Here is a 24515-nt window from a genome sequence, read left to right as displayed (position 1 = left end):
TGGCTCCAAATGTTCGATGGACCAGAAAGGTGCAACCGCCGAGGTTGCGCGCAAGATCTGCCGTTCGGCTCTTCCAGCGAACACTCCTACTCGCCGTTCTGAGTTCCATTGCCGCGCTGCTGTTCAGTGCGCCGGCATTGGCCCAGGAACCTACCCCCACTCCCCCGGCAGCACCGGGGACCAGCGCCGAACAGGCACCGCCTGCGGACGCGGTCAGCGTCGCCGGATCTCTCAACAACGGTGGCGAACGACTCATCGGCGTCGATGTCGCGGCGCTGGACGCGTCCGGCTCCGAAGTCGCCCGCACCACCAGTGAAACCGGCGGCCGGTGGACCCTCGAATTGTCTCCCGGCACATACACATTCCAGGTCGTTCAGGAAACGCTCCCCGACGGGGTCAGCGTCCAGGGCGAGGTCCAGCGCGATGTGCAGGCAGGGCGTTCCAACACCGTCATCTTCTCGTTCGGTGAGGCCAGAACCGCCACCAGCGTCCCGTTCTACGAGAAGTTCGTCCGCACCACCGTCGACGGCTTTCGCTTCGGCCTCGTCATCGCGCTCGCCGCGGTCGGACTGAGTCTGATCTTCGGCACCACCGGTCTGACGAACTTCGCGCACGGAGAAATGGTCACGCTCGGTGCCGTCGCGGCGTGGTTCTTCAACGTCAGTGTCGGGATACAACTGATTCCGGCCACGCTGCTGGCGATAGTCGTGGGAGTCGCGATCGGCTGGCTCAACAACGCCCTGATATGGCGGCCGTTGCGCAAGCGACGAACCGGCCTCATCGCACAGCTCGTGGTGACGATCGGCCTCGCGATCGCACTGCGCTATCTCATCCTGATCTTCTTCTCGGACCGCTCCGAACCCTTCGACGACTACCAGGCTCAGACCGAGAACAACTGGGGTCCGCTGTCGATCACCAACGTCAACCTCGCCTGCATCGTCATCAGCATCGTCGTGCTGGTCGGCGTTGCACTGATGTTGCAGCGCACCAAGATCGGCAAGGCCATGCGTGCGGTGGCCGACAACCGAGACCTCGCCGCGTCCTCCGGCATCAACGTCGAGCGCGTGGTCACGTTCGTCTGGTGCCTCGGCGGTGGCCTGGCTGCCCTCGGCGGCGTGTTGTTCGGGCTCTCCGAACTCGGCGGTCGCGTGCAGTGGGAGATGGGCTTCAAACTCCTGTTGCTCATGTTCGCCGGCATCACGCTCGGTGGACTGGGAACGGCCTACGGCGCCTTCCTCGGTTGCGTCATCGTCGGTCTGCTCGTGCAGTGGTCGACGCTGGTCATCAATCCCGATCTCAAATACATCGGAGGGTTGCTCGTCTTGATTCTCATCCTCGTCGTCCGCCCACAGGGCATCCTCGGCTCGCGACAAAGGATCGGGTGACCTTCACATGGATATCATCGGCGCACTTCAGATCTCACTCGCTCAGCTGGTCGGCCCGTCCGCCATCTTCTACGCTCTGCTCGCCATCGGCCTGAACCTGCACTTCGGCTACGCCGGACTGCTCAACTTCGGCCAGATCGGCTTCGCACTGCTCGGCGGCTACGGCGTCGGCATCACCACGATCACCTACGAACAGCCGCTCTGGCTCGGCATTCTGGTGGGACTCGCCGCAGCGGGGCTGCTCGCCCTGGTGCTCGGCATTCCGACGCTACGACTGCGAGCCGACTATCTCGCGATCGTCACCATCGCCGCCTCGGAAATTCTGCGACTGGTGTTCCGTTCGACCGCAACGGATTCGGTGACCAAGTCGACCAACGGCATCACCGGCTTCGCCGGACCGTTCACCAGCATGAGTCCGTTCGAGGGCGGCAAGTCGTACAGCTTCCTCGGCGTGCGCTTCCTGGGCAACGACCTGTGGGCCATGCTCGTCGGTTGGACACTGGTCCTGCTGTTGTGCGGAGTGATCTACCTCCTGACGCACAGCCCCTGGGGACGCGTCCTCAAGGCCGTCCGTGAGGACGAGGACGCTGCCCGCTCACTGGGCAAGAACGTCTTCGTCTACAAGATGCAGGCACTGGTTCTCGGTGGTGTCATCGGCGGCATGGGCGGTGTGTTCAACGCATTGCAGACCCAGTCCATCAACCCCGACTTCTACTCGACCGCGCAGACGTTCTTCGCCTTCGGCGCACTGATCCTCGGTGGGGCGGCAACAGTGTTCGGCCCGGTGCTGGGCGCGATGCTCTTCTGGTTCCTGCTGTCCATTCCCGATGCGATTCTGCGGCAATTGATCTCCGGCGACGACCCGGTGCTCAACCTCACCGGTGCCCAGGTCGGTGCCACGCGATTCGTGCTCCTGGGAATCCTGATCGCCGTCTTGATGGTGTTCAGACCTCAGGGCATTCTCGGCAACAAGCGAGAGGTTCAACTCAATGCCTGACCCGAGCAAGGATGCTGCTGCAACGGCCGCACCGAGCAAGAAAGCCAGCACCCTCGAATCACGCGCCGCCCAGGCCTTGTCGAGCGATCAACGCGCCGCCCTGTTCGCCGGTGTGCCCAACGAACCCGGCGCGCCGAAGCCGGACGCCACCATGGTGGTCGACGGCGTCTCGCGTACCTTCGGCGGCCTCAAAGCCGTCGACGTGGCGCACCTCGAAATTCAGCGCGGCTGCATCACCGGCCTGATCGGGCCCAACGGTGCAGGCAAGACCACCCTGTTCAACCTGCTCACCGGATTCGATCGCCCCGACACCGGCACGTGGTCGATGGACGGCCAGGAACTGGGTCGGATGCATCCGCACCAGGTGGCCCGCAAAGGTGTGGTGCGCACGTTCCAGTTGACCAAGGCGCTGTCGAAACTGACTGTGCTGGACAATGTTCGACTGGGTGCAACCGGTCAGCGCGGTGAACGCATGATCAACACGTTCATGCCGTGGACGTGGAAGGCCCAGGAACGCCAGATCACCGAACGCGCCTACGAGCTACTGAGCCGCTTCAAGCTCGACGCCAAGGCCGACGACCTGGCCGGCTCGTTGTCCGGCGGCCAGCGCAAGCTGCTGGAGATGGCGCGAGCGCTGATGACCGATCCGTCGGTGGTCATGCTCGACGAGCCGATGGCCGGGGTCAATCCGGCTCTGACGCAGTCACTTCTGGGGCACATCAAGTCGCTTCGCGACGACGGTATGACGGTGGTGTTCGTCGAGCACGACATGGACGTCATCCGCGACATCAGTGACTGGGTGGTGGTGATGGCGCAGGGCAGCATCATCGCCGAGTCCACCCCGGAGGAGCTCTCCAACAACGGAGCCGTCGTCGACGCGTATCTCGGTAGCCATCACGATCAGGCTCTGGAATTCGACGCCGACGGCAATCCGGTCGGAGCCACCGCCGAACTGGCCGAGGCCTTGAAGCAGGCCGAGAAAGAGGAACTCGAAGCGGGAGGCGATCTTTCGGAACCGGAGTTCGTCAGCCCAGTGACGCCCGACGTCGCCGAGGGCGGCTCACACCGGGCCAAGGAGGACAACTGATGAGCGAACAGACATTGACGCCTGCGGAATTCGCCGCGACACCCGAGGAGCACGCGCGACTCGCCGAGGGTGCACTGCTGCGCGCCGATGGGCTGGTGGCCGGGTACATCCCCGGTGTCAACATCCTCAGCGAATGCAACTTCTTCCTCAACGACGGGGAGATCGTCGGCATCATCGGGCCCAACGGTGCCGGAAAGTCGACCCTCCTCAAGACCCTGTTCGGGCTGGTCGCCGTCCGTGAGGGCAGCGTCAAACTGCGAGGTGACAACATCACCTCCGCAGAAGCGCACGTATTGGTCACCAAGGGAGTCGGCTACGTTCCGCAGACGCAGAACGTGTTTCCGTCGCTCACCATCGAAGAGAACCTCGAAATGGGAATCTATCTGCGTCCCAAGAAGTTCGGCGAGCGTTTCGAGTTCGTCAGCGAGCTGTTCCCGCTGCTCGGTGAGCGCAAGAAGGTCAAGGCCGGCGCGCTGTCCGGCGGCGAGCGACAGATGGTCGCCATGGGACGCGCACTGATGATGGAGCCGTCGGTACTGCTCCTCGACGAACCGTCGGCCGGATTGTCACCGATGTTCCAGGACGAGGTGTTCATCCGCTGCAAGAAGATCAATGCAGCGGGCGTCTCGATCATCATGGTCGAGCAGAACGCCCGTCGCTGCCTCCAGATCTGCGACCGTGGCTATGTCCTCGATCAGGGCCGCAACGCCTACACCGACACCGGTCCGGCATTGATGAACGACCCGAAGGTGATCGAGCTGTACCTCGGCACACTGGCAGGAAGCAAAGAGAAGAAGTAGCTGCTCGACAACGACGAAGGCCCCGGTTCGATCGCCATCGAACCGGGGCCTTCTCGCTGCCGTCGAACGTGCGACGCATACGAAAACCTCTGGGCCCGAGTCCTGATCGAGGACTCGGGCCCAGAGGCTGTGTGACAGTTACAGATCACTCACCGACGACGATGTAATCTTCCGTCGTCAGGGTGTTGTCCGGTCCGAAGACCAGGTTGCCGTAGGAACCGGTGGCGGGCTCTCCTGCGTCACTGAAGTTCAGCGCACCGGTGATTCCGTCGTAGTCGATATCGGTTCCGGCCTTGACGAGCGGAAGGCACTCGGCGTAGCTGGTGCACTTGGTGCCGTCCTTGGTGACGCTGTTGATGTTGGCAGCGATGTCGGTGCCTGCCGTCGACTTGGCCTGCTCTGCAGCGAGCGCCGAGATGATCACTGCGTCGTAGGACTCACCCGCGTAGTTGAAGTCCACCAGGGCCGGATCGACGACCTTGAGACGGTCCTGGAATCCGGTGCCGACATCGGTCAACGGGGTGGTGCCGCGCATCGTGTCGAGCAGACCCGGTGCAACCGACTCACCGAGGGCGTTACCCATGTTGCCGTCGACGCCGTAGACCAGCGTGCCGTCGGACGGTCCGATGCCGATCTCGTGCATACGGGTGATGATCTTCGCGGACTCCTCGAAGCCGATGATGGCCACGGCGTCCGGGTTGAAGTTCTTCACACCGTCGACCTCGGCGTTGAACGACTGTGCGTTCGGGTCGTAGATCGTGGTCTGGATCTGGTCCGCCGCGATGCCCGCCTCTTCGAGGTTGTCCGCGGTGTTCGCGGCCAGGCCCGTGCCGTACGGGTCGTTGAGCGCGAGGATGGACACGCGCTGCGCGCCGTCCTGGGCGATCAGCTGGGACAAGGCCTGGGCCTGCAGCACGTCGGTGGGTGCGGTACGGAAGTACTGGCCCTTGTCCGGGTAGCAGACGAACTGATCGGACGTGTTCGCCGGCGAGAACTGCACGACGCCTGCGCTGGCGATCTTGTCGATGACCTTGAGCGAGACCGAGGACGACGCTGCACCGACGATGACGTCGGAGCCGCCGGCGAGCAAACGGTCCACCGTGGTGTTGGCGGTATCGGTCGTCGTGTCACCCGAGTCACCGGGGATGAGCGTGACGGGCTGCTCGAGGACGCCACCGGCTTCGTTGACGTCGTTGATGGCCAACTGCACGCCGGCAACTTCGGGCGGGCCGAGGAAGGCCAGGGTTCCGGTCTCGGGGAGGAGGGTTCCCACCACCAGCGGTGCCGTGTCGGGGGTTGCCCCGGCAGTGGCCTGCTCGGGCGTGCAGTCGGTGGAGACGGTCGTTTCCGCGGCTGCAGTGCCGCCGCTGGCACTGGTGGAGTCGGTCGAGCCCGAGTCGTCGCTCGACGAACAGCCGAACAGTGCGAGCGAGGTAACGCTCAGCACCGCAGCCGTGCGGACATAGGTCCGAATTGCCATCTAGGTTCTCCTTGAAATTGCTCGTCGATGAAGCGCACCTGAGTTACATGTGGCTCACGTGTGGGTCAGACGCTAATGCTCGGAGCTGATTCGCAAGGCCTAGAACGACGCTCGTGACCTGACTGTGACCTAGAGAGTCGAAGTTTTACGTGTCCGTAGCTTTCGCGGGTCGATCAGCTCTCTGCCACAGGCTTGTTCGCGGGGGTACCGAGAGTCTCGATCACGACCTCCGCGACGGCCTTCATCGTCGTCCTGCGATCCATGGCGGCACGCTGAATCCACTTGAACGCCTGCGGTTCTGTGAGCGATTGCGAGGTCATCAGGATGCCCTTGGCCTTCTCGATGAGCTTGCGCGTCTCGAGCCGGTCCTGCAGATCCACGATCTCGGATTCGAGAGCGGAGATCTCGCCGAAACGACTGGCGGCCAACTCCACCGCGGGCATCAGGTCGGCTTTGGTGAACGGCTTGACCAAATACGCCATCGCTCCGGCATCGCGCGCCTTCTCCACCAGCTCGCGCTGACTGAACGCGGTGAGAATGACAACGGGCGCAATGCGCTTCTCGGCGATCTCCGATGCCGCATCGATTCCGTCCCGACGCGGCATCTTCACATCCATGATGACCAGATCGGGACGCAGTTCGACGGCCAACTCCACCGCCTGCTGACCGTCGGCCGCTTCACCGACCACGTCGTAACCCTCTTCCCGGAGCATCTCCACGAGGTCGAGTCGGATCAGGGATTCGTCCTCCGCGACCACCACGCGAAGCGGGGGCTTGCCAGTACCGTGCGCACCAGGAGCATTCATCTGTATCGGTCTCCTTTGACAGTCATCGCCCATCAGGGCCGTCGAGCATCTGAAGGGTACCGGTGCGCGCCCCCGAAAGCGCATCTTCTAAACTCGTCAATCGTTGCTTGAAAGACGCCAGCCCTCGTATCCCAATTGGCAGAGGAAACGGATTCAAAACCCGTCCAGTGTGAGTTCGAGTCTCACCGAGGGCACCACAACAGCGAAGCACGGTCTTGACACGATCGAGCGGTCGGTAATGGCCGCCCATGATCGCGCCTACAGTGGAGTCATGTACATACCCAGCAGTCTCCGTTGCCATGACACCAGTGCGGGCAGTTTGTGCGCAGCGAAGGTCGACCATCGTTTCGGGGATTCGGCGGACCGGTCGGCGGAGTGGGTCTACTACACCTGCAGCGCCGACACCGCCCACGAGACCGGTTACGTCGACCGTCTGGTCACTGCCTGAACCATGTTCGTAGAACGCGCCCACGTCCACGGCGACGACGTCGGATCGGACTGGCCCTTCACCGTGCCTGCTGTCGCCGACCTCGCTCGCGACGGACTCGAGTTCCTGGCACCGGTCACAATTCTGGTCGGCGACAACGGTTCCGGTAAATCGACCCTCGTCGAGGCGATCGCCGAGGGTTTCGGTATCGATGCCCGTGGTGGTCGGGCGGCGCAGCAATCACGTCGTTTCGACGAGGTGACCAGCGCCCTCGGCGAGGTACTCGAACTCGAGACCACGCCGCGGGGTTCTCGAATGCTTCGTGGCCCACGACTGAACAAGCGCGGCTTCTTCCTGCGCGCCGAGACCGCATTCGACATGGCCGAGAACCTCGGCGGCATGCCGGGCTTCTGGGACGAGAACACCGCGGAGATGAGCCACGGCGAGGGCTTCCTGACCATGTTCGGCGCTATGTTGGCCGAACCCGGTTTCTACGTTCTGGACGAGCCGGAATCGACCCTGTCGTTCACCGCGAGCCTGCAGCTCGTTGCACTGATGTCCGAGCTGGGTAACGAGGGCGCGCAGATCGTCTGCGCGACCCACTCACCGATTCTGGCGTCGACCCCAGGTGCGGACATCGTCGAAGTCGGCGAACACGGTCTACGCCGAAGTACCTGGGACGAACTCGAATTGGTACAGCACTGGCGTCGCTACCTCGAGGACCCGAACAGCTATCTCCGTCATCTGCTCGACTGACCGTCGGCCATCGACACCTCACGACGGCGACGCACACTTCCCGGAGAAACCCCCATCGCCCGTTTGAAGGCCTTACCGAATGCCGCCTCCGAGAGATACCCACTGCGTCGGGCCAATTCGGCCAGCACGACGTCCTCGGAACGCAAGGTCTGATACGCGACCTGCATTCGCCACGTCGCCAGGTAGCTCATCACCGATTCGCCGACCAGTTCGGTGAAACGCGCCGAGAACGCCGAACGCGACATGTTGGCGCTCGACGCCAGAGCCGCAACGGTCCACCGCTCGTGGGGATATCGATGAATCAGAGCCAACGCAGCTCCGATTCGGTCGTCCTGCAACGCTCCGAGCCACCCGGACTGCGCTCGCGGACTGCCGGCGATCCACGACCGCAGTGCGAGGATCACCAGAATGTCGGACAGCCGGGTGATGACCGCCTCTCCCCCGGGCTCGAGGACTCGGGCTTCGTCCGCCACCATCGCCAGGACGTTCTGCATTCTCGCTTGTTTCGGTCCGGGCTCCGCATCGACGAACACCACAGCAGGCAGCAGACGGACGAGCTGTTGCGCCGCAGGGTGATCCAGCCGCACCGCTCCGCACACCAGGGTGGCGGCCGGTCCTGCTCCCTCACCGTGAGTGATCACCGCGTATCGGTCGCTGACGTACTCGTGCGGGAGGTCGTACACACTCGCCGCTCGCGTCGCCGCATCCTCGTCGGCGGCGAGAACGTGACCTCGCCCATGCGGGACCAATGCGAAATCGCCGGGCACCAACTCACGCGTCGGCTCATCGGGAACCGACAGCAGGCACCGACCGTCCACCACCGTGTGAAACCACAGCGCGTCCTCCATGGCGGGCAGGTCGAGACCCCACGAACCGCTCATCTCGGATCGTACGTAGAACGATCCGGTCAACCGCAGAAAGTGCAGGGCCTCACCGAGCGGATCGGGCGACTTCCAGGGGTCGAGTCCACGCATCGATCGATTGTTGCACCACTTGGACGATCGGACATCGAATCCGGCGTTTCGAGCATTGATCATCCTGATATTCCGAGCAACAGTGGACGACAGGACAAATCCTCGTCGAAAGGATCACCGACCGTGAACATCAACCGAACAGACCCGTCGTGATGGAGCGGGCGTCCTCGGTCGCCACCCTCGTGTCCGCCATCGGATGCGGGCTGGTCGCAGGAGTGCTGCTCGCCTTCTCCATCAGTGTGCTCCCCGGCCTGGCAACACTGCCGGTACCCGACGCCATCGCCGCCATGCAGAGATTCAATGCGGCGATTCTCAACCCGATGTTTCTCGGCCTGTTCTTCGGAACTGCCGTATCGTGCACTCTCGCAGCGATTCTCGCCGTGTCGACCGGTCGGGGTTCACCCCTGCTCGTCGTGAGCGGTGCCGTTCTCTACATTCTCGGATGCTTCGCGATCACGGCCGTTCTGAACGTCCCCCTCAACGACGCACTGGCCGGTGTGGATCCCGGCAGTGCGGCAGGCGCCGCGGTGTGGCAGAACTTCACCGACAAGTGGACGCGATGGAACAACGTCAGGACGGTCGCGGCGACCGCCGCATGCGCCGTCCTGATCGTGGGTCAGGGCAGATCGGCACTGGGCTGATCGGACACCGAATCCTGGTGTCGCTTGCGAATCTCTTCCTCGAACCGCGCGATGAGGTGGTCGGTGTCGGCGGTCGAGACATCTCGCGCGCCTTCGTCCATCGCCGCATCACGCCCCCGGCGCAGTGCGGCGAGTTCGGCTTCGAGTTCGTTGTTGTCGAGTACGCGTGGATCCAACATGAACTCCATTGTGGTCCCCCGTCCGGCGCCCCCGCGGGGATTTGCTGTAATCACGCAATGACCGTGGTGCACAGTTTCGATCCGATAATCGGACCGGGCGCAACAATCCTGATCCTGGGGTCCATGCCCGGCGTCGCCTCGCTGGCCGCGCAGCAGTACTACGCCCATCCACGAAATGCGTTCTGGCCGATCATGGGAACGGTGTTCGATGCAGGCCCCGAACTCCACTACGACGCGCGCACCGAGCGTCTGCGCAGCCATGGCGTCGCGGTGTGGGACGTGCTGAAGTTGTGCACGCGCGAGGGAAGTCTGGACTCGGCGATCATCGAATCCTCCATCGAGACAAACGATTTCAACGAGTTGTTCGCCGAGCACCCCGGCATCGTCAGGGTGTTCTTCAACGGAGCCAAAGCAGCCGAGAGCTACCGACGGTACGTCGCAACGAAACTGCCGCTCCCCCACGTCGAATTGACTCGATTACCGTCGACCAGCCCGGCGCACGCCTCACTGAACCTGGATGCGAAGACGCGCGCGTGGTCGGATGCACTCAGGCTCGGACCCGCTTCGGGAAGTGGCGAATGAGACCTTCCTGCACGACGGTGGCCAGCAATTGGCCGTCCATCGAGAAGAACCGTCCGGTGGCCAGGCCACGGGACCCTGCAGCGACGGGTGATTCGGTGGCGTAGAGCGCCCACTCGTCGAACCGGAACGGGCGATGGAACCAGATGGAATGGTTGACCGTCGCCGCCACGATGCGATCGAGTCCCCACGAGAGACCGTGGGTGGTGATGATCGAGTCGAGCACCGTGGTGTCCGACGCGTAGCCCATGGTTGCGGCGTGGAAGATCGAGGCGTCGGGCAGATCCCCGTCGGCCTTCATCCACACGCGATTGTGGTTGAGCTTCTCGCCGGTGCCGTGCATGATCCACGCCGGATCGTTCGCGTACCGCATGTCGATCGGCTTGAGGGCGTCGACGAACATCTGCAGTCGATCCTCGTACCCGACGAAGTGATCGCCGAGCGGTGGCAGCGCGTCGGGGTACGGAACCTCGGGCACCTCGACGCTGTGCTCGAGGCCTGTACCGAAATCCTGGAAGGCAGCGAGCATGACGAACAGCTCGTTGCCGTCCTGAACTGCGGTGACCTGCCGGTTGGCAAAAGCGCGGCCGTCGCGCTGGCGCGAGACCCGGTATTCGATGGGCTTCTTGACGTCACCACCGCGGATGAAGTGGGCGTTGATCGCATGCACGTCTCGCGAGGTACCGGAGACGGTGCGACCCGCCGCGATCAGGCCCTGAGCGACCAGTTGTCCCCCGAACGTACGGCTGCCCACCTGCTCGGGGTGAACGCCGACGAACACGTCCTCCTCGATCTCCTCCAGTGCGAGGAGATCGAGGAGCGTCTCGAGATCGGTCTTGCGTACTGCTGTACTGCTCGGCGCGCTTTCGCTGACGCCGGTTCCCCCCGCTTCGACCACTTACCGGTCCTCTTCTCCGATTCGGTGCACATGGATCAAGTTGGTCGAGCCTACTGTGCCGGGAGGGGCACCGGCCACGATCACGACCTGGTCGCCCTTGCTGTATCGACCCAGCTCGAGCAGCGCCCGGTCCACTTCCTTGACCATCGCGTCCGTGGAACCCACATCCGGGACCAGGAACGTCTCGGTGCCCCAGCTCAGCGACAGCTGGCTGCGGACCTCGGAGATGGAGGTGAAGGCGAGCAACGGAAGCTTGGTGTGCAGACGAGCCAACCGTCGAACGGTGTCTCCCGACTGGGTGAACGCCACGAGTGCCTTTGCGTCCAAGCGCTCACCGATGTCACGGGCGGCGTACGAGATGACGCCACGCTTGGTGCGCGGGACGTGCGTCAGCGGAGGAACACTGTCGCCCTCGGTCTCGACCGTCTCGACGATGCGGGCCATGGTCCGCACAGTTTCCATGACGTACTTACCGACCGAGGTCTCACCGGAGAGCATGACCGCGTCGGTGCCGTCGAGCACGGCATTGGCGACGTCGGACGCCTCGGCGCGCGTCGGGCGGGAGTTCTCGATCATCGATTCGAGCATCTGGGTCGCGACGATGACGGGCTTGGCGTTGGCGCGGGCGATCTGGATGGCACGCTTCTGCACCAGCGGCACCTGCTCGAGGGGCAACTCGACGCCGAGGTCACCGCGGGCGACCATGATCGCATCGAACGCGAGCACGATGGCTTCGAGGTTGTCGACGGCTTCGGGCTTCTCGAGCTTGGCGATGACCGGAACGCGGCGGCCGACGCGGTCCATGACGGCGTGGACGAGTTCGACGTCCGCGGGGGAACGCACGAACGAGAGTGCGATGAAGTCGCATCCCAGAGCGAGGGCGAACTCGAGGTCGGCGATGTCCTTCTCGCTCATGGCGGGAACGGACACGTCCATGCCCGGCAGGGACACACCCTTGTTGTTGCTGACCGGTCCACCTTCGGTGACACGGCACAGCACGTCGTTGCCTTCGACGCCGGTGACCACGAGGCCGACCTTGCCGTCGTCGACGAGCAGGCGGTCGCCTTCCTTGGCGTCCTGAGCCAGTTCCTTGTACGTGGTCGACACCCGGTCGTGAGTGCCCTCGCACTCTTCGACGGTGATGCGGATCAGCTCGCCGGCCGCCCAGGTGGTCGAGCCCTCGGCGAAACGCCCGAGACGAATCTTCGGTCCCTGCAGGTCGGCCAGAATGCCCACGGCTTTGCCGGTGGCGTCCGATGCTGCGCGAACCCTCTCGTAGTTGGCCTGATGATCGGGGTGATCACCATGGCTGAAGTTCAGTCGTGCGACATCCATTCCACTCTCGACGAGTTCGCGGATGCGCTCTGTGGTTGCGGTTGCAGGTCCAAGGGTGCAGACAATCTTAGTACGTCGGCTCACGAAAGCGAGCCTAGCCGCTGGACGCCCCGTTCTCTATCGCAGACGCATCCACCGCGATACTACCGATCGGTAGCCACGTTACCCCGCTGCTGGGATGGCCTGTACCGGTTCAGAGACGGGGGTCACACGACCGCCAGAGGCAGTGCGGTCGGGTGTACCGGCGACGGTAATTCCGAGTGTCCGGTGAGGAAAGCATCGACTCCGTGGGCCGCAGATCGACCCTCCGCGATCGCCCACACGACCAACGAAGCACCGCGATGCGCATCCCCGCAGACGAACACGCCGGGTGCCGTGGTCTGCCAGTCGGGACCACACGAGAGCGCGCCCCGCTTGGTCAGTGCGAGGCCGTATTCGTCGAGCAGCGGACCGTGCTCGACGCCCTCGAAACCGATGGCGAACAACGCCAGATCACAGGGCAATTCGATCTCCTCCCCGATGGGCGTGACGATGCGTCGACCGTCCGCGTCGCGTTGCACCTCCACCTCGGCGAGCACCATCGCACGAACGTGCCCGCGCTCGTCACCGAGGAATCGCTGAACCGCGACCTGATGACGCACGACGCCACCCTCGGCGTGCGCGGGCGAGGTCCGCAGCACCAGCGGCCACGACGGCCACGGCGAGAGACTGTCGTCGCGAGCCCCGGGCAGAGCCGGGTTGTAGTCGAGCTGAGTGACCGAAGCGGCACCTTGGCGGTGGGCCGTACCCAGGCAGTCGGCTCCGGTGTCACCGCCACCGATGATGACCACGTGCTTGTCCGCTGCGGAGATGGAGGTGGGACCGTCGCCCTCGCATTCCTTGTTCGACGGCACCAGATGCTCCATGGCCAGGTGGATACCGTCGAGCTCGCGACCGATGACCTCGGCGTTGTCACGGGCCCGCAGAGCTCCGACCGCGAGAACGACTGCGTCGAAGGATTCGCGCAGTTGCTCGACGGTGAAGTCGATCCCGACCTCGCAGTCGGTGACGAAATGTGTTCCCTCGGCCCGCATCTGCATGAGGCGCTGATCGAGCACCGACTTCTCGAGCTTGAACTCGGGGATGCCGTAGCGGAGCAGTCCGCCGAGACGATCGTCACGCTCGTACACGGTGACGTCGTGCCCGGCGCGCGTGAGCTGTTGCGCCGCAGCCAATCCCGCAGGGCCCGAGCCGACGACGGCGACCCGCTTGCCGGTGGTGATCGTCGGCGGCTGCGGAACGATGCTGCCGTCTTCCCAGGCAAGGTCCGCGATGGTCTGCTCGACCCGCTTGATCGTCACGCTTCCGCCGGTGGCCGCCTCGGAGATCGACAGCACACACGCCGATTCACACGGGGCCGGGCAGACCCGCCCGGTGAACTCCGGAAAGTTGTTGGTCGCATGCAGTCGGTCGCTGGCCGCATCCCAGCGGCCGCGGCGCACCAGGTCGTTCCACTCGGGGATCAAATTTCCCAGCGGGCAGCCCGCAGTTCCCGAGTGGCAGAACGGAATACCGCAGTCCATGCAGCGACGCGCCTGATCGGAGACCTCGGCGGCACGCTCGCTCGCCGGCTGGTGCGAGTACACCTCGTTCCAGTCCTTGACGCGCTCGCCGATCGGACGCTTGGCAGCCTCACGCTTGACGACTTTCAGAAATCCCTGTGGATCAGCCACGTGCAGCCTCCATGATCGCAGCATCGACGTCGCGCCCTTCGGCGCGCGCCATTCTTGTCGCTTCCAGCACCCGCTGGTAGTCGACGGGCATGACCTTGGTGAACAGCGCAGACCGGCGGGGCCAATCGGCCAGCAACGAGGTCGCGACGGTGGAACCGGTCCACCGTCGGTGATTCTCGACGGTCTCGCGCAGCCACACCAGATCGTCCGGGTTGGGCACCTGCAGTTCGACCATCGCCATGTTCACATCCGCCGGATCGAGACCGAGGACGAACGCGATACCGCCGGACATACCCGCAGCCATGTTGCGACCGGTGGGCCCGAGCACCACGACACGACCGCCGGTCATGTACTCGAACGCGTGGTCGCCCACGCCCTCGTTCACCGCGATCGCTCCCGAGTTGCGGACCGCGAACCGCTCCCCTGCCTTACCGCGCAGGTACACCTCGCCCGAGGTGGCACCGTAGAGAATCGTGTTTCCTGCGATCACGTTGTCCTCTGCGACGAACGGCGCATCCTCGGCGGGACGCACGACTATTCGGCCGCCCGACAATCCCTTGCCGACATAGTCGTTCGCATCACCGACCAGGTCGATGGTGATGCCCGGCGGCAGGAAGGCCCCGAGAGACTGACCGGCCGATCCGGTGAACGCGATGCGAATGGTGTCGTCCGGCAACCCGACCGCGCCGTAACGCCGGGTGACCTCGGACCCCAGCAGAGTTCCGACGGTGCGATTGACGTTGCGTACCGGCAGCTCGAGCTTCACCGGATGCGCGTCCTCCAGCGCTCCTTCGGCCAACTGGATCAGAGTGCGGTCCAGCGCGAGATCGAGACCGTGGTCCTGCGCGCGGAGGCGTCGACGCTGCGTCATCGGGGCACCGTGCCGGTCGACGGGCATCGCGAAGATCGGCGCGAGATCGAGTCCCTTGCTCTTCCAGTGCGCCACTCCGGCTGCCGTCTCGAGCACATCGGCGTGACCGACGGCCTCGTCGATGCTCCGGAAACCGAGCTGCGCGAGGTACTTTCGCACGTCCTCGGCGATGAACTTGAAGAAGTCCTCGAGGAACTCGGGTTTGCCGGTGAACCGCTTGCGCAGCTCCGGGTTCTGCGTCGCGACACCGACCGGGCAGGTGTCGAGGTGACAGACGCGCATCATGATGCACCCGGCCACGATCAGCGGGGCCGTCGAGAACCCGAATTCCTCCGCACCGAGCAGCGCCGCAACGATGACGTCGCGTCCGGTGCGCATGCCGCCGTCGCACTGCACGGTGATGCGATCACGCAGGCCGTTGAGCACCAATGTCTGCTGGGCGTCGGCGAGGCCGATCTCCCATGGAGCGCCTGCATGCTTGAGCGAGGTCAACGGCGCAGCACCGGTTCCGCCGTCGTATCCGGAGATCAGGACGACATCGGCGTGGGCCTTGCTCACGCCCGTCGCCACCGTGCCGACGCCGACGGAACTGACGAGTTTGACGTGCACGCGCGCCTTCTCGTTGGCGTTCTTGAGATCGTGGATCAGCTGCGCGAGATCCTCGATCGAATAGATGTCATGGTGCGGTGGCGGCGAGATGAGGCCGACACCCGGCGTCGAGTGTCGGGTCTTGGCCACCCACGGGTACACCTTGTAACCGGGCAGCTGGCCACCTTCGCCCGGCTTGGCACCCTGCGCCATCTTGATCTGAATGTCCGTCGCGTTGACCAGATAGTCGCTGGTGACACCGAACCGACCACTGGCTACCTGCTTGACTGCACTGCGTCGCGTCGGGTCGTAGAGCCGGTCGACGTCCTCGCCGCCCTCCCCCGAGTTGGACCGTCCGCCCAGATTGTTCATCGCGACGGCCATCGTCTCGTGCGCCTCGGCCGAGATGGATCCGTAGCTCATCGCGCCGGTGTTGAACCGCGTGACGATCGACTCGACCGATTCCACCTCGTCGAGCGGAACCGGCGGCCTGACACCGTCCTTGAACTCGAACAGACCGCGCAGTGCACCGCCTTCGCGAGCGAGCCGGTCCACCTCGTCGGTGTACTTCTGGAACACGTCGTATCGACCGGTACGCGTTGCGTGCTGCAGCAGGAACACCGTCTCGGGGGTGAACAGGTGCAGCTCGCCTTCGCGCCGGAACTGGTATTCACCGCCGATCTCCAACCGGCGATGGACGCGGTCGGTCGGATTCTCGGGGTACGCCCGACGATGGCGCAGCTTGACCTCCTCGGCGAGCACGTCGAGACCGACGCCGCCGAGCTTGCTGACCGTGCCCTTGAAGTACTCGCGCACCACCTCGCGATCGAGACCGACGGCCTCGAAAACCTGTGCGCCGGTGTACGACCCGACGGTCGAGATGCCCATCTTCGACATCACCTTGAGCACGCCCTTGCCGAGCCCGTACAGGTAATTCCGTACCGCGATCGTCGGTTCGACTCCGGTGAGTTCGCCTTCGCCGACCAGATCCTCGATCGACTCCATCGCCAGATACGGGTTGACCGCTGCGGCACCGAAGCCGATGAGCAGCGCCAGATGGTGCACCTCGCGCGCGTCACCGGATTCGACGACGAGCGCGATCTTGGTGCGCTCCTTGGTGCGAACCAGGTGATGGTGCACCGCCGAGGTGGCCAGCAGGGACGGGATCGGGGCGCGGGTGTGGTCCGAATCGCGATCGGAAATGATCAGCGTGGTGTACCCCGCAGCGATCGCCTCCGATGCCCGGGCACGCAACTCCTCGATGGCCTCTGCGAGACCTTCGCCGCCGCGCTCGACCTCGTACAGCCCACGCAACACCGTGGCCGACAGTCCCGGATGGTCGCCGTCGTCGTTGATATGAATGATCTTGTTGAGCTCGTCGTTGTCGAGCACCGGCCACGGCAACACGATCTGCCTGCACGACGCCGCAGTGGGCTCGAGCAGGTTCTGCTCGGGACCCATCACCCGCGCGAGCGAGGTCACGATCTCCTCGCGGATCGAGTCGAGCGGCGGGTTGGTGACCTGCGCAAACAGTTCGATGAAGTAGTCGTAGAGCTGGCGCGATCGCTGCGACATCACTGCGGCCGGGGTATCGGTACCCATCGAACCGAGCGGCTCGCCCCCGGATGCGGCCATCGGCGTCAGTACGACGCGGAGGTCTTCCTCGGTGTAGCCGAAAGCGACCTGCCTGCGCACCACCGAGTCGTGGTTGTACTGGATGTGAGCGCGCTCGGGCAGGCTCTTGATCTCGAGCAGGCCCGCGTGCAGCCACTCCTGGTACGGATGTTCGGTTGCCAGTTGGAGTTTGATCTCCTCGTCCGGCACGAGACGTCCGGCGACAGTGTCGATCAGGAACATCTTGCCGGGCTCGAGGCGACCTTTGGCGACGACCTCGGATTGGGGCACGTCGAGCACGCCTGCCTCACTGGCGAGGATCACGCGACCGTCCGCCGTCTGCCACCAGCGGCCGGGGCGAAGGCCGTTGCGATCCAGCACGGCTCCGACATAGCTGCCGTCGGTGAACGTCACGCAGGCCGGACCGTCCCAGGCCTCCATCATCGACGAGTGGAACTGGTAGAACGCTCGCACCCGCGGATCCATCGTGCGGTGGTTCTCCCACGGCTCGGGCACCATCATCATCACCACGTGCGGCACGCTGCGTCCGCCGAGGTGCAGTAGTTCGAGCACCTCGTCCAGGGACACCGAGTCCGAGGCATCGGGGTTGCAGATCGGGAACAAACGCTCCAGGTCCCCGGGGATCAGGTCACTCGACAGCAACGCTTCGCGAGCCCGCATCCTGTTTCGGTTGCCCTTGACGGTGTTGATCTCGCCGTTGTGCGCGACGTAGCGATGCGGGTGCGCCAGCGGCCACGACGGGAACGTGTTGGTCGAGAAGCGACTGTGCACGATGGCAATGGCGCTCGTGCACAAAGGGTTACGCAGTTCCGGAAAGTACAGCGGCAGCTGCATCGTGGTGAGCATGCCCTTGTAGACGATGGTGCGCGAGGACAGCGACGGAAAGAACAGCCCCGACCCCTCGGCCTCGATCTCGGGGGTGACCCGCTCGGAACGCTTGCGCAATCCGTAGACGAGACGGTCGAGCGCGAGACCGGCGGGACGCGTGCCGTCGACCTCGGGGGCGGTGACGTAGAGGTAGCTCATGTAGGGCATGCAGCCGAGGGCGGTGAGGCCCACATCGGCTCGATCGGGATCGACCTCGACCGGAACCCAGCCCAGGATGTTTAGACCCTCTTCGGCCGCAACGGTTTCGACGCGCTCGACGGCGATCGCGCGCTCACGGATGCCCTGCGGCAGAAAACACACTCCGGCCGCGAACGTGTTGTCGCCGTCGGCTCCGGCCGCGGGCAGATCGAACGGCGCGAGGGAGGCGAGGAGTTCGACCGGCAGCTGGATCAGAATGCCCGCGCCGTCACCACTGTTGGGCTCGGCACCGGCAGCTCCGCGATGCTCCAGGTTCTCCAGTGCCAGAACGCCGTCGGCGACGATCGCGTGGGAGCGGCGACCCGCGATGTCGGCGATCATCGCCACGCCACAGGAATCCTTCTCCGAGCTCGGGTCGTACAGACCTTGCTCCGCAGGCATCCGAGAAAACAGCACCACGATCACCTCCACGTAGGCCGGTGGGGTGCGTGCAAGCGGTGCAGTGTCTTCGACCCTGCATCGGAAGTCTCGGCAACCCCGCCGGCTGGTCGGCTCGAGTCGACCGAGACGGTCGGATGAGCCGAATTGAACTGCCTATCGGGAATTCACCGGGACAGCTCTGGCCCGCGAAAGAATCCGAGATCTCTCCCGGATGGCGAAATCGTAGCAGCTGTCATTCGCATCGATGCAATCGCGAATGCCGGCTGTGACGAATGTGATCGTCAGTCGCGCAACGGTCGACCGTGCTCATCACGCACGCTGCCGGTGAGCATCATGATGCCGTCGATCAACGGCCAGATTCCGCCGATACCGCAGGTGAGCCACGTGACGGCTATCTGCGCCACCGCGATGCCCGGCTGATTCAGATAGAAACGCCCTGCACCGAACGCGCCCAACAGGATGCCGAGCAGACCTGCCGTCAGCTTCTGCTTGTCGGAGAACGGCTCCCCGGTGACCGGGTGCCGACCGTACGGAGCCATCGGATCCATGTATCCGGGCCCGCCTGGAAACTGGGGACCACCGTATTGGGGAGCGCCGTACTGAGGGCCGCCGTATTGGGGAGCGCCGTACTGCCCGCCCGCATACGGCGGGGGCGGCGGCGCACCGTACTGGCCGGACCCTTCGGATGGCGGTGGGTAACCCGCTCCGGGCGGAGGTCCGAACCGGCCCTGCTCGTCGACGTCGGGAGTGCTGTAGTTCGGCGTGCTGTAGTTCGGGTCGGGAACCCCGTAGACGGGACCCGACCCTGCGGGAGTGCCTTTTTCGAACGAGATGGTCGGCTCCGACGGAGTGGATCCATCGCCCGAGGATCCGTCCGAAGACGGTGTACCCGATTCACCCATGTCGAGCTCCCTTACGTCCGATGCAGTATCAGCGAGGGCATCAGTCTCTCAGCTTTCGCCCCTGAGGATCCTTCACATTGCCCACCAGTATCAGAACGCCGTCGACGAGATGCCAGACGAACAGCCCGAACAATACGACCAGTCCGAGGCCGAACGCTGCGATGAGCAGCACCCCCAAGAAGAACACCAACAGCTGTGCGACGCCGATCCCGATACTGCCGAGGTAGAAACGACCGACACCCAACCAGCCGAGAAATATCTGCAGCAGGCCGCCGACGATCTTGGACTTGTCCGACAGCGCCTCGCCGGTCATCGGATCACGCCCGTACGGCGCATCGGGGCCTACACCGAACGCGGGTCCACCCTGGTAGCCAGGGGGTATGCCGTAACCCTGCGGGCCGTAGCCGTACTGCTGCCCGTACCCCTGCTGTTGCCCGAAGCCCTGCTGGCCATTCCCCTGCTGGCCGTAACCCTGCTGTTGCCCGAAGCCCTGTTGGCCGTACCCCTGCTGTTGGCCGTAACCCTGCTGCGGGTAGCCCTGCTGTCCGTAGTTCGGCTGTCCGTAGTTCGGCTGCGAATAGCCCTGCTGGCCGTACTCCTGTTGCGGGTAGCCGGGAGGTGCCGGAAACCCACCGAGAGGATTGTCGGTACTGCCGTCGGGGCTCGGTGCCGGGTAGCTCGGCGTGCTGGACCAACCCGGTCCGTTTCCGATACCCGAGTACGTGTCCCACCCCGGACCCGTGGGGCCGGTCGGGCCGTGTGAGGGCGCGGACTCCGAGGTACCGGGTGCCTCCGAGAGCGACGCTTCGGCGGTGGCGTCGTAGTCGAACGGCGTGCCGAACGACGCGGTCGGCTTCGTCACTCTGTCGCTCGAATCGGCGGTGCCGGAACCCGATTCCGGATCAGGGGTCTTGTCGAAATCAACCACGGGTACTGCCTTCTTCCTCGGCTTTCTTGTCGGTTGCCCGAACGGGCTGCGCGTCGACGGTGCCTGCGGCCGTGGTGTCGTCGGCCGGCGTCGGGCGCGAGCCTTCCGCATCCGAGGAGGTGTCCTCGGGAGCAACCTCGCGATCCTCGTCGTCGTTCGACCTCAGCGTCGCCGGTTCCTCACGGCCTTTGGTGGCGATCACGAAGTACGCGATCGCCAGAACGAAGATGATGGCGGAGGTGAAGGTGTTGATGCGTATCCCGGCGATCGTCGTGGCGAAGTCGTTGCGCATCAGTTCCACCCAGAACCGTCCGGCGCAGTATCCGGCCACGTACAGCGCGAACAATCGACCGTGGCCGATCGTGTACTTGCGGTCGACGAGAACCAGAAGTACGACGACCGCGACGCTCCACAACAGTTCGTACAGGAACGTCGGATGCACCACTTTTTCCACGAAACCGGTCGAGATCCCGTTGAGTGGATCGAGCCGTCCGTTGGCGTCGACCCGTTCGTAGATCTCCAGACCCCACGGCTGGGTGGTGGCGCGACCGTACAGTTCCTGGTTGAAGTAGTTGCCGATGCGGCCGATCGCCTGGGCTAGCAGAATCGGTGGACCGACGGCGTCACCGAACGCGGGCAACGGGATTCCGCGTCGACGGCAGGCGATCCAGGCACCGACGCCGCCGAGGAACACTGCTCCCCAGATTCCGAGGCCGCCGTTCCACACGTACAGCGCTTCGATCGGGTTTCCGCCGGGACCGAAGTACGTCTTCCAGTCGGTTGCCACGTGGTACAGCCGTCCGCCCAGCAGGCCGAACGGGACCGCCCAGACTGCGACGTCGAGGACTGTGCCCTTGGTTCCACCTCGGGCCACCCAGCGTCGATCACCCCACACCACGGCAACGATGATGCCGATGATGATGAACAGGGCGTAGGCCCGCAGAGCCAGCGGTCCGACGTGCCACACCCCCTGCGGCGGACTGGGAATGTAGGCCAGGATCGCGGTCGAAGTCACGACGCTACGTTAGCGGAACGGACACCCTCGGCGAGTTCCGTCGTCAGGTCGCGTACGGCGTCGAGTCCCTTGTCGACGGCACTGACCAGTGCCGAACCGACGATCACGGCGTCGGCGTAGCGGGCGATCTCGGCGGCCTGCGCACCCGAGCGGACCCCGAGCCCCACGCCGATGGGAATATCGGAGTGTTGACGGATCCGGGCCGAGAGTGCAGGTGCCATCGAGGACACCGCGTCGCGGGCACCGGTGACACCCATCGTCGAGGCCGCGTAGACGAAGCCGCTACTGGCTTCGACGGTGCTGACGAGCCGCTCCTCGGTGGACGACGGGGCGACGAGGAAGATTCGGTCGAGTTCGTAGTGGTTCGAGACCTCGATCCATTCCTGCGCTTCGTCGGGAATGAGATCCGGGGTGATGATTCCGAGCCCACCCGCATTTGCGAGATCCCGGGCGAAGTTCTCGATGCCGTACTTGAGAACCAGGTTCCAGTAGGTCATGACGACCGCTTTTCCGCCCGCAGCAGCGACCTGCTCGGTGACGGCGAAGACGTCCTTGACCCGGGCCCCGGCTCGCAGTGCCACGTCTGCCGCGGCCTGGATCGTGGGGCCGTCCATCACCGGATCGGAATACGGAATGCCGACCTCGACGATGTCGCATCCGGCGTCGACCATCGTCTTGAACACCTCGACCGACCGCGGCACCGTCGGAAAACCTGCCGGGAGGTACCCGACGAGTGCTGCGCGCCCTTCGGCACGGCACTGCGCGAAGGTCCCGGAGAGGCGAGAGTCGTTGTTGCTCATGGCTTGATACCTGCTTCGTCGTCCACGTTCGCTTCGCCGTCTCCGTCGATCAGACCGAACCATTCGGCCGCGGTGTCGACGTCCTTGTCTCCACGTCCGGAGAGGTTCACCAGGATGATCGCGTCCTTGCCCAACTCCTTGCCGAGGGTGAGCGCGCCGGCGATGGCGTGCGAGGACTCGATGGCCGGGATGATGCCTTCGGTTCGGCACAGCAGCTTGAAGGCGTTCATGGCTTCGGTATCGGTGATGCCGCGGTACTCGGCCCGCCCGATGTCGTGCAGGTAGGAATGCTCCGGACCGACGCCCGGGTAGTCCAATCCCGCTGAGATGGAATGAGATTCGACGGTCTGACCGTCCTCGTCCTGCAGCAGGTAGGAGTACGCACCGTGCAGGGCTCCCGGAGTTCCACCGCTGATCGTCGCAGCGTGGCGGCCGGTCTCGACGCCGTCACCCGCCGCCTCGAAGCCGATCAGTCGAACATCCGCGTCGTCGATGAAGGCGTGGAAGATGCCGATCGCGTTGGAGCCACCGCCGACGCAGGCAGCGATGGCGTCGGGCAGCCGGCCCGTGGACGCGAGGACCTGCTGCCGCGCTTCGAGGCCGATGATGCGCTGGAAATCGCGCACCATGACCGGGAAGGGGTGCGGCCCGGCGACGGTGCCGAAGCAGTAGTAGGTGTTGTCCGCGTTGGTGACCCAGTCGCGCAGCGCCTCGTTGATGGCGTCCTTGAGGGTGCGCGATCCCGACTTGACGGCCACGACACTGGACCCGAGCAGACGCATCCGAGCGACGTTGAGTGCCTGCCGTTCGGTGTCGACCTCGCCCATGTACACGACACAGTCGAGTCCGAGGAGCGCGCACGCCGTGGCGGTGGCCACTCCGTGCTGGCCTGCACCGGTCTCGGCGATGATCCGTGTCTTGCCCATGCGCTTGGCCAGGAGTACCTGGCCGAGAACGTTGTTGATCTTGTGAGAACCGGTGTGGTTGAGGTCTTCTCGCTTGAGAAGGATTCGAGCGCCGCCCGCGTGCTCGGACAACCGTGTCGCCTCGAAGACCGGCGAGGGGCGACCGGTGTAATCGCGCTGCAGTCGGTCCAGTTCACCGAGGAACTCGTTGTCGCTGCGCACCTTCTCGTACTCGGCGGTGACTTCCTCGATCACACCCATCAGCGCCTCGGGCACGAATCTGCCGCCGTAGACACCGAAATGGCCGCCCACATCGGGCTCGTGCGCGCTGCGATCGGTGAGGCCGATGCTGCTCTGCGGCAGATCAGCGCCCTTGAAACGGACTGCCTGCGGGGCGTCCGTGATGGAAGAAGAATTGCTGGTGCTCACCGGTCCAGTGTGCCCCAACGGCGGACCGCCGCCGCGCTCGGGTCGGGTGCCGGGTCAGCGTGCGGGCTTGGGGCACGACGGATGCGTTCCCGCCGTCACCAGGTCCGAGACGGCCGTGCGTGGATCCCCTGCGGTGACCAAGCCCTCGCCGACGAGTACCGCGTCGGCACCGGCACCGGCGTAGGCGAGCAGATCTGCAGTGCCCCGCACCCCGGACTCCGCGATACGAATGATCTCGCTGGGCAACCCGGGCGCGATACGGCCGAAGCTGTCACGATCGATCTCGAGCGTCTTCAGATTGCGGGCGTTGATGCCTATGACGCTGGCACCGGCCTCGAGGGCGCGATCCGCCTCGGCCTCGGTGTGCACCTCGACCAGCGCCGTCATACCCAGCGACTCGGTGCGATCGAGCAACGACGTCAACGCGTCCTGTTCGAGAGCCGCGACGATCAGCAGGATGACGTCGGCACCGTGCGCCCGAGCCTCGTGGATCTGATACGGACCGACGGTGAAGTCCTTGCGCAGCACAGGAATCGAGACGGCGGCACGAACCGCGTCGAGGTCTGCGAGAGATCCGTGAAAGCGACGCTCTTCGGTGAGGACGCTGATGATGCGAGCGCCGCCCTGCTCGTATGCGCGAGCGAGAACAGCTGGATCACCGATGTCTGCCAACGCGCCCTTGGACGGGCTCGCCCGCTTCACTTCGGCGATGACGCCGATACCGTCCTCACGGAGGGCGGCTGCCGCGTCGAGGGGGGCCGGGGCTGCTTTCGCTGCTGCTTTCACGGCGGCGAAATCGACCACCGATTCGCGCGCGGCCACGTCGGCTCGTACACCGTCGAGAATCGAGTCGAGAACAGTCATGGTGCCCCCAGTCCTTTCTGAGCGTCGACGTCCGATGTGAGGAATCTCATCGGGG

21 protein-coding genes, 1 tRNA gene and 1 pseudogene are annotated in these 24515 nt (G+C 64.7%); 9 read left to right on the top strand and 14 right to left on the bottom strand.

Annotation, left to right across the window (positions count from 1 at the left end):
- The first annotated feature begins 44 nt into the window (after positions 1 to 44).
- From ABZ677_RS07115 to ABZ677_RS07100, 4 genes are read left to right on the top strand one after another with little or no spacing between them, the layout of a single operon-like run.
- Entirely contained in the window at positions 45 to 1385 is a 1341-nt protein-coding gene (locus ABZ677_RS07115) for a branched-chain amino acid ABC transporter permease (RefSeq protein WP_358367745.1), read from the top strand.
- Between the two features lie 7 nt (positions 1386 to 1392).
- Positions 1393 to 2382, top strand: a complete 990-nt coding sequence (locus tag ABZ677_RS07110; protein ID WP_032404006.1) for a branched-chain amino acid ABC transporter permease — start codon at positions 1393 to 1395, stop codon at positions 2380 to 2382.
- Complete coding sequence (locus tag ABZ677_RS07105) at positions 2375 to 3469, top strand: ABC transporter ATP-binding protein (protein WP_230596336.1); 1095 nt, start codon at positions 2375 to 2377, stop codon at positions 3467 to 3469. The genes ABZ677_RS07110 and ABZ677_RS07105 overlap by 8 nt, the downstream gene beginning before the upstream one ends.
- Positions 3469 to 4269 (top strand): ABC transporter ATP-binding protein, encoded by an 801-nt coding sequence (locus tag ABZ677_RS07100; protein ID WP_032394315.1) that lies wholly within the window; start codon positions 3469 to 3471, stop codon positions 4267 to 4269. Before ABZ677_RS07105 ends, ABZ677_RS07100 begins: the two co-directional genes overlap by 1 nt.
- 145 nt (positions 4270 to 4414) lie before the next feature.
- On the opposite strand, the gene ABZ677_RS07095 is transcribed toward ABZ677_RS07100, so the two are convergent.
- Positions 4415 to 5749, bottom strand: a complete 1335-nt coding sequence (locus ABZ677_RS07095; RefSeq protein WP_037192660.1) for an ABC transporter substrate-binding protein — start codon at positions 5747 to 5749, stop codon at positions 4415 to 4417.
- A 173-nt stretch (positions 5750 to 5922) separates the two neighbouring features.
- Complete coding sequence (locus tag ABZ677_RS07090) at positions 5923 to 6555, bottom strand: ANTAR domain-containing response regulator (RefSeq protein ID WP_037192661.1); 633 nt, start codon at positions 6553 to 6555, stop codon at positions 5923 to 5925.
- Positions 6556 to 6675: 120 nt separating this feature from the next.
- Between ABZ677_RS07090 and ABZ677_RS07085 the strand changes: the two genes are divergently transcribed.
- The 3 genes from ABZ677_RS07085 to ABZ677_RS07075 all read left to right on the top strand — a co-directional run bounded on the left by ABZ677_RS07085 (position 6676) and on the right by ABZ677_RS07075 (position 7738).
- Positions 6676 to 6752: transfer RNA gene (locus ABZ677_RS07085), tRNA-Leu, on the top strand.
- A 74-nt stretch (positions 6753 to 6826) separates the two neighbouring features.
- Positions 6827 to 7003, top strand: coding sequence for a hypothetical protein (locus tag ABZ677_RS07080; protein ID WP_170945993.1), 177 nt, complete (start codon positions 6827 to 6829; stop codon positions 7001 to 7003).
- 3 nt (positions 7004 to 7006) lie between these two features.
- The gene (locus ABZ677_RS07075) at positions 7007 to 7738 is read left to right on the top strand and encodes an AAA family ATPase (protein WP_358367739.1); all 732 of its coding nucleotides are present in this window, start codon (positions 7007 to 7009) and stop codon (positions 7736 to 7738) included.
- Here ABZ677_RS07075 and ABZ677_RS07070 read toward each other — a convergent pair.
- Positions 7723 to 8712: an AraC family transcriptional regulator gene (locus ABZ677_RS07070; RefSeq protein ID WP_358367736.1), complete on the bottom strand. Its 990-nt coding sequence runs from the start codon at positions 8710 to 8712 to the stop codon at positions 7723 to 7725. The two genes, ABZ677_RS07075 and ABZ677_RS07070, sit on opposite strands and share 16 nt — an antisense overlap.
- A 152-nt stretch (positions 8713 to 8864) precedes the next feature.
- On the opposite strand from ABZ677_RS07070, the gene ABZ677_RS07065 reads away from it, so the two are divergent.
- Positions 8865 to 9353, top strand: coding sequence for an anthrone oxygenase family protein (locus ABZ677_RS07065; protein WP_037192667.1), 489 nt, complete (start codon positions 8865 to 8867; stop codon positions 9351 to 9353).
- On the opposite strand, the gene ABZ677_RS07060 is transcribed toward ABZ677_RS07065, so the two are convergent.
- Positions 9329 to 9532: a hypothetical protein gene (locus ABZ677_RS07060; protein ID WP_141217065.1), complete on the bottom strand. Its 204-nt coding sequence runs from the start codon at positions 9530 to 9532 to the stop codon at positions 9329 to 9331. The genes ABZ677_RS07065 and ABZ677_RS07060 overlap by 25 nt on opposite strands.
- Positions 9533 to 9589: 57 nt before the next feature.
- Between ABZ677_RS07060 and ABZ677_RS07055 the strand changes: the two genes are divergently transcribed.
- Positions 9590 to 10114 (top strand): DNA-deoxyinosine glycosylase, encoded by a 525-nt coding sequence (locus tag ABZ677_RS07055; protein WP_358367733.1) that lies wholly within the window; start codon positions 9590 to 9592, stop codon positions 10112 to 10114.
- Here ABZ677_RS07055 and ABZ677_RS07050 read toward each other — a convergent pair.
- The 10 genes and pseudogenes from ABZ677_RS07050 to trpC all read right to left on the bottom strand — a co-directional run bounded on the left by ABZ677_RS07050 (position 10080) and on the right by trpC (position 24460).
- The gene (locus ABZ677_RS07050; protein WP_230596361.1) at positions 10080 to 10913 is read right to left on the bottom strand and encodes an acyl-CoA thioesterase II; all 834 of its coding nucleotides are present in this window, start codon (positions 10911 to 10913) and stop codon (positions 10080 to 10082) included. The genes ABZ677_RS07055 and ABZ677_RS07050 overlap by 35 nt on opposite strands.
- Positions 10914 to 11009: 96 nt before the next feature.
- Positions 11010 to 12428: a pyruvate kinase gene (gene pyk / locus ABZ677_RS07045; protein ID WP_082323730.1), complete on the bottom strand. Its 1419-nt coding sequence runs from the start codon at positions 12426 to 12428 to the stop codon at positions 11010 to 11012.
- Between the two features lie 122 nt (positions 12429 to 12550).
- Positions 12551 to 14056 (bottom strand): glutamate synthase subunit beta, encoded by a 1506-nt coding sequence (locus tag ABZ677_RS07040; protein ID WP_037192681.1) that lies wholly within the window; start codon positions 14054 to 14056, stop codon positions 12551 to 12553.
- The gene (gene gltB / locus ABZ677_RS07035) at positions 14049 to 18632 is read right to left on the bottom strand and encodes a glutamate synthase large subunit (protein ID WP_358367839.1); all 4584 of its coding nucleotides are present in this window, start codon (positions 18630 to 18632) and stop codon (positions 14049 to 14051) included. Before gltB ends, ABZ677_RS07040 begins: the two co-directional genes overlap by 8 nt.
- Before the next feature lie 266 nt (positions 18633 to 18898).
- Positions 18899 to 19207: pseudogene (locus ABZ677_RS07030) on the bottom strand (TM2 domain-containing protein); the annotation flags it as partial.
- Positions 19208 to 19559: 352 nt separating this feature from the next.
- Complete coding sequence (locus ABZ677_RS07025; protein WP_358367729.1) at positions 19560 to 20447, bottom strand: TM2 domain-containing protein; 888 nt, start codon at positions 20445 to 20447, stop codon at positions 19560 to 19562.
- On the bottom strand, positions 20440 to 21462 hold the full coding sequence (gene lgt, locus ABZ677_RS07020; RefSeq protein ID WP_358367726.1) for a prolipoprotein diacylglyceryl transferase: 1023 nt from the start codon (positions 21460 to 21462) through the stop codon (positions 20440 to 20442). The genes ABZ677_RS07025 and lgt overlap by 8 nt, the downstream gene beginning before the upstream one ends.
- Complete coding sequence (gene trpA / locus ABZ677_RS07015) at positions 21459 to 22262, bottom strand: tryptophan synthase subunit alpha (RefSeq protein ID WP_358367723.1); 804 nt, start codon at positions 22260 to 22262, stop codon at positions 21459 to 21461. Before trpA ends, lgt begins: the two co-directional genes overlap by 4 nt.
- On the bottom strand, positions 22259 to 23530 hold the full coding sequence (trpB, locus tag ABZ677_RS07010; protein WP_052047895.1) for a tryptophan synthase subunit beta: 1272 nt from the start codon (positions 23528 to 23530) through the stop codon (positions 22259 to 22261). Before trpB ends, trpA begins: the two co-directional genes overlap by 4 nt.
- A gap of 120 nt (positions 23531 to 23650) precedes the next feature.
- Positions 23651 to 24460, bottom strand: coding sequence for an indole-3-glycerol phosphate synthase TrpC (gene trpC / locus ABZ677_RS07005; RefSeq protein ID WP_358367720.1), 810 nt, complete (start codon positions 24458 to 24460; stop codon positions 23651 to 23653).
- Between the last annotated feature and the right edge of the window lie 55 nt (positions 24461 to 24515).

The organism is Rhodococcus sp. NPDC006774 (assembly GCF_040636045.1).
Classification (GTDB): domain Bacteria; phylum Actinomycetota; class Actinomycetes; order Mycobacteriales; family Mycobacteriaceae; genus Rhodococcoides.
This window is presented reverse-complemented; position numbering and strand designations above follow the sequence as displayed.